Raw genomic sequence first — 5531 nt, 5'->3', positions numbered from 1 at the left:
CCTCGCCGTGCTGGCTCAGCGGCAGGTAGCCGCAATCGCTGCGTGGGTAGGTGATCAGCTTGTGGGTTTCGTACAGCGCCTGGGCGATGTCGAGGGTTTCCTGGGCACCGAGGCCGAGCTTCTTCGAGCAGACTTCCTGCAGCGTGCCGAGATCGAACGGCAAGGGTGCGGCCTCGCGCTGGCGCTCGGTCTTGAGCTTCAGCAGACGGGCGCTGGCGGCGTTGCGCATGGCGTCCGCAGCCTGCTGCGCACGAGCCTGATCGAGGCAGCGGCCCTGGTCATCGCAATGGTCGTCAGGCGCCTGCCACTGCGCGGTGAACGCGGTGCCATCGGCGAGCAGCTGCACGTCGATGGCCCAGAACGGCACCGGTATGAAGTCGGCAATGCTGCGGTCGCGGTCCACTACCAGACGCAGCGTTGGCGTCTGCACCCGGCCCACCGGCAGCACGCCCTGGTAGCCGGACTGGCGGCCGAGCAGGGTGAACAGCCGGCTCATGTTCATGCCGATCAGCCAGTCGGCACGCGAGCGGCCGAGGGCGGCATGGTAGAGATTGAAAGTCTCGGCGCCGGGCTTGAGCGCGGCCAGCGCCTTGCGGATCGAGGCATCGTCCAGGGCCGACAGCCACAGCCGGCGGATCGGCCCGCGATAGCGGCAATGCTCGACCAGCTCGCGGGCGATCATCTCGCCTTCGCGGTCGGCGTCGGTGGCGATCACCAGTTCGCTGCATTCGCCGAGCAGGCGCTTGACCGCCTTGAACTGGCTGGCGGTCTTCGGCTTGACCAGCATCTTCCAGCGCGCCGGCACGATCGGCAGGTCGGCCAGCACCCAGCGCTTGTAGCGCGGGTCATAGGCATCCGGCGGGGCGGTTTCCAGCAGATGGCCGATGCACCAGGTCACCGTCACCCCGGCGCCCTGCAGGCAACCGTCGCCACGCCGGTTGGCGCCGAGCACCTTGGCGATGTCGCGGGCCTGGGAAGGTTTTTCGCAGAGATAGAGTTGCATGGAGGCTGTGACGGCAGCGGTCGATGGCGCGAAGCATGTGCACAAACGGCGCTTCAGGCAATCTTTATCTGTATGTGCATACAGTTGTTGTGCGCCGATACCGGTCGTTCTTGAGCATGATCAAGTCTGGCGGCGGCGAGGAGGCTTAGCCTGTGGCCACTGCAACAACGCCAGAAAAGGCACGCGCAATGGCCAAGAAATTTCCCCTCGAACCTTCCCACCCCGAACGTGTGTGCTGGGGCTGCGACCGCTATTGCCCGGCAACTTCGATGGCCTGCGGCAACGGCGCGGGCCGCACCCAGCATCCGGCGGAAATGTTCGGTGAGGACTGGTATCTGGACGAATGCTGGGGCATCGACCCGGAGCTGATCGCCAAGACCCGCAAGGAGTCGTCGACCTGATGCTGCGCTAGGCGCGATCGGCGAAACGCTGAACCACCACACTGCCGATGATGTCGCCCTCGACGTTGACTGCCGTGCGCACCGTGTCCAGCAAGCGGTCGATCGGCAGCAGGATCGCCACCGCCTCGGCCGGCAGGCCGACCGCCTGCAACACCATCACCATGGTCACCATGCCGGCGCTGGGAATCCCCGGCGCGCCGGTCGAGGCGATCATCGCCGTGAAGAACACCACCGCCTGCTGCGCCAGGCTCAACTCGATACCCATCAGGTTGGCGACGAACAGCGCAGCTGCCGCTTCGTAGAGTGCTGTGCCGTCCATGTTCATGGTCGCGCCCAGCGGCAGCACGAAGCCGGCGATGCCCGGGCGCACCTTGAGGTTGTCCTCCGCGCAACGCAGGGAGATCGGCAATGTCGCCGCACTGGAGCTGGTGGCAAACGCCGTGATCAGCGCCTCGCGGGTTCCACGGAAAAACCACAGCGGCGACTTGCCGGTCGTGAGGAAGAGAATGCCTGGCAGCACCACGATGCCGTGAAACAGCGTGGTGGCGAACACCAGCACGATGAAGCCGCCGACGGCGCTGAGCAGCGCCACATCCTGCTCGGCCACCAGCTTGATCAGCAGCGCGAGGATGCCCAGCGGCGCCAGGCGCATGATCCAGCTGATGATGCGCATCATCAGCTCGAGAAATTCCTGCAGCACCACGAGGATATTGCGGTAGCGGTCGCCCCCGGCCACCAGCGCGATGCCGATGAACATGGCGAACACCACGACGGCCAGGATGCTGCCGTTGGCCAGCGCGGCGAAGGGGTTCTGGAACAGGTTGGCGAAGAAGTGCAGGAAGAACTCCGGCAGCGTCAGCTGACGCGCCTCGAAGTCGTTCATCGCCTCGGCGAACAGATCCAGCGACAGCCCCGCGCCCGGCTTGAAGATGTTCGCCGCGACCAGCGCCACCAGCATCGCCGCACTGGTTGTGAGGGTGAAGTAGACCAGGGCGCCGCCCCACACCCGGTGCACCTGATGGTGCGCCTGCAGATTGGCCACGCCGACCACGATGGAGGTGAAGATCAGCGGGATCAGCACCATCTTCAGCAGGCCGATGAAGATGCTCCCGGCCAGGGTGCTTGCATAGAGCACGCCCTCGCGTACGGGCGCGTCGGTCGGCAGTGTGCCGGTCAGCCAGCCGATGGCCACGCCCAGGCAGGCCGCGACAAGAATCTGCAGGTTGAGACTGGGCAAAGGGGTGGCTCCTCGGATCGGTAGCGGTGGCGCTAAGCAAAAGAATGAACGCTGCGGCAAAAGTTCGCATCGCGCGGGGCGCAATCATACAGACGCAACGCAACCGACGTGCCAATGACCTGGCGTCGGCCGGCCGCTGACAAAAGCCACGCAGCTGGGTTTTCATGACCGGGCAGGTAGAAGAGGCGCGAGTCATGAGCGATCAGGACATCGAACAACGCATCGCCCGCGACATCGCCAGATGGCAGCGCGGCGTGCAGGAAAAAGGCGAACCGCTGGTGGTGGACGAAGGCTGGTTGCAAACGCCGCCAGGCCTGCGCTTGCCGTTCTCAGTGCTGAAAAGCGCCGGTGTGCCGCCACGGGAAGTGGAGTTGCTGGCGCAGCGTGCCGCATTGCGCGAACGTCTCGACGCCTGCAGCGATGCGCAAGAGCGCTCGCGGCTGGAGCGCGAGCTGAGCGAGCTGGAACAGCACATCGCCTTCCGGCTGGAGGCGTTGCAGCGCCTGGGTCGCGGTTGAGCGCTGGTAACTGGCGTTCGCCCGGCGCTGGAGTAGCATGCACATTCGGACAATTCCTACAGGGAGAAAGCACGTGGCTACAGCACGAATCGGATTTCTGCCGGCGGCGTTGATCGCCGCGGCAGTGGCCTTTGCCGGCTGGTCGGTCGGGCAGGGCGTGGAGCGTTTCCGCATGGCCGACCGCACGGTGACGGTCAAGGGTCTGGCGGAGATGGACGTGAAGAGCGACTTCGCGGTGTGGACGCTGGGCTTTCGCCGTGGTGGCGATCAGTTCGCCGAGGTGCAGAAGGGGTTGAGCGAGGATCGCCAGCTGGTGCTGGATTTCCTCCGCGAGCAGGGCTTCACCGACGCGGAGATCGAGGTGCGGCCGTTACAGGTCCAGGATCTGCTGGCGCGTGAATGGGCCTCGCGTGATGTGGCGCTGCGCTTTAACGGCCAGGGCCAGGTGCTGGTCAAGTCCGGGCGCGTCGATGCGGTGGGCAAGGCGGCCAATGCCATCGATCCGCTGATACTGGCCGGTGTTCAGCTGGATACCGAGGTGAACGGCTTCGCCGGGCCGCGTTATCAGTTGCGTGGGTTCAATGAGCTCAAGCCGCAGCTGCTGGAAGCCGCCACCAGCAATGCCCGTGAGCAGGCGACGCGTTTTGCCGAGGATGCCGGTGCCACGCTGGGGCGCTTGAAGAATGCCAACCAGGGGGTGATTCGGGTGATCGATGACGATGGCAGCGATATGGACAGTGGGCGGACCGTGGGGAAACGGCTGCGGGTGGTGAGTACGTTTGAGTACACGTTGGATTGATATGGGGCTTAGTCTCTGAATGACGCGCCAACCGCCTGCCAAGGCGGATCAAACGCACTGCCCAGGCGCTTTCAAGCCCGGTAGCAAGACAGTGAGCCGAATAGGCGACATTATCGGCTCGCCACATGAGCCGAATAAGCTCGCTAATCGGCTCACAGACGAGCAGCCCTCATGAATGACCCGCTCTGTATCTGACAGCAGCCAATCAAAAGTGCGCAATGCCGGCTCGTAGAAATTGGGCCGAGGCCTGCATCGCTGCGGCTGCTCTTGAACCAGGCAAGGAAGTCGTCCAGTCGTTCTTCCTACCAGGCTGTGGCCAAAGTCTCGAAAGCCACCGCCACGCGCCATCTCGAGAAGGGCTGCTTTGCCCGACTGCCCCCCTGGCGGGCGCAGCACGCGTTACCGGATACAGCAGCCGGCACACGCTCAAGGCTGACCCCGCAGAGACAAAGGAGCGTACGGAGGTGCGCGACACTGTCGTGCCATTACGCCAAGTTTCGCTACTATCCGGTTAATTCAGGATCACCCAGGGATAGGAAATGGACTTCACCCCCATCATCGCGCAGGCCTGGGGCATGTTGGCTTGGTTCATCCCGGCCGCCCTTCTGATTAGCCTGCTCAAGTCGCCTTGGGCCAAGGGCCATATTGGTGAACTGCTGGTGCGGCTGTTTGCCCATTGGCAGTTGGACAGGCAGACCTACCGCCGCCTGCACAATGTCACCTTGAACACGCCAGACGGCACCACGCAGATCGACCACGTTTTTCTTTCGCGGTACGGCATCTTCGTACTGGAAACGAAGAACATGAGCGGCTGGATCTTCGGTAGCGAAAAGCAGGTGCAGTGGACGCAGAAGCTCTACAAACGCACGTTCAAGTTCCAGAACCCGCTACGCCAGAACTACAAGCACCTCAAGGCCCTGGAAGCCACCCTTGGCGTTAGCCCCGAGCACCTGCACTCGGTCATCACCTTAGTCGGCGGCAGCACCTTCAAAACCGAAGTGCCGGCCAACGTGACCCAGGGCATCGGCTTTATCCGCTACATCAGGTCATTCCAGCAACCGGTATTCAGCGAGGCTGAGGTCGACGCCATGCTGCATGCCCTGCAAGCCGACCGCCGAGCGCCAACCCTCGCCACCCACCGTGAGCATGTGCAAAACCTCAGGCGCCGTAGCGATCCAACCGCAGAACGACAATGCCCGAAATGCGGCAGTGCGCTGCTGATCCGCACCGTGAGGTCGGGGGCAAAAGCAGGGCAGCAATTTTGGGGATGCTCAGCGTTTCCCAAGTGCCGGACGATGCAGAGTCTTTGAAATGCAGAAAGGCTTGAAGCGTAGTCTGTGTCCAGCTACTCGTTTTTAAGATGCCCAGCTGTCGCTGACGGTCTCGGCATCAGAGCCAGGTCTTGCTGGTTGTTTTGGTTTGTTTTTGCACGAACCAACAGGCAATACCGAACGCCCCTTTTAGGAGGGTGAGTGGAATCGTTGCGTAAGGGGGTGAGCCGCATGGATGCGGCGAAAGGCTTAAAGGGCCATGGACGGCCCTTGTAAGCCGACCCCTGAAGCGGCGATGGAAC

General features: G+C 63.4%; 6 protein-coding genes and 1 pseudogene. 5 read left to right on the top strand and 2 right to left on the bottom strand.

Going from position 1 to position 5531, the window contains the following annotated elements; genetic code table 11:
- Positions 1-1003, bottom strand: a 1003-nt coding sequence (locus LO50_RS06560) for a DNA topoisomerase (RefSeq protein WP_044314482.1), incomplete at its 3' end; no start/stop codon positions are given.
- A 188-nt stretch (positions 1004-1191) separates the two neighbouring features.
- On the opposite strand from LO50_RS06560, the gene LO50_RS06555 reads away from it, so the two are divergent.
- The gene (locus tag LO50_RS06555; protein ID WP_003283903.1) at positions 1192-1404 is read left to right on the top strand and encodes a DUF3079 domain-containing protein; all 213 of its coding nucleotides are present in this window, start codon (positions 1192-1194) and stop codon (positions 1402-1404) included.
- A 7-nt stretch (positions 1405-1411) separates the two neighbouring features.
- On the opposite strand, the gene LO50_RS06550 is transcribed toward LO50_RS06555, so the two are convergent.
- Positions 1412-2641, bottom strand: a complete 1230-nt coding sequence (locus LO50_RS06550) for a dicarboxylate/amino acid:cation symporter (protein WP_042926552.1) — start codon at positions 2639-2641, stop codon at positions 1412-1414.
- Between the two features lie 194 nt (positions 2642-2835).
- Here LO50_RS06550 and LO50_RS06545 point away from each other — a divergent pair, with 194 nt between their 5' ends.
- The 4 genes and pseudogenes from LO50_RS06545 to LO50_RS06535 all read left to right on the top strand — a co-directional run bounded on the left by LO50_RS06545 (position 2836) and on the right by LO50_RS06535 (position 5268).
- Entirely contained in the window at positions 2836-3159 is a 324-nt protein-coding gene (locus tag LO50_RS06545; RefSeq protein ID WP_044314481.1) for a hypothetical protein, read from the top strand.
- 73 nt (positions 3160-3232) lie between these two features.
- Positions 3233-3958, top strand: coding sequence for an SIMPL domain-containing protein (locus LO50_RS06540; RefSeq protein ID WP_044314480.1), 726 nt, complete (start codon positions 3233-3235; stop codon positions 3956-3958).
- Positions 3959-4249: 291 nt separating this feature from the next.
- Positions 4250-4394 (top strand): annotated as a pseudogene (locus LO50_RS25330) (DUF4172 domain-containing protein); the annotation flags it as partial.
- Between the two features lie 103 nt (positions 4395-4497).
- Entirely contained in the window at positions 4498-5268 is a 771-nt protein-coding gene (locus tag LO50_RS06535; protein ID WP_044314479.1) for a nuclease-related domain-containing protein, read from the top strand.
- Positions 5269-5531: the final 263 nt, after the last annotated feature.

Source organism: Stutzerimonas stutzeri, from assembly GCF_000935215.1.
Lineage (GTDB): Bacteria > Pseudomonadota > Gammaproteobacteria > Pseudomonadales > Pseudomonadaceae > Stutzerimonas.
This window is presented reverse-complemented; position numbering and strand designations above follow the sequence as displayed.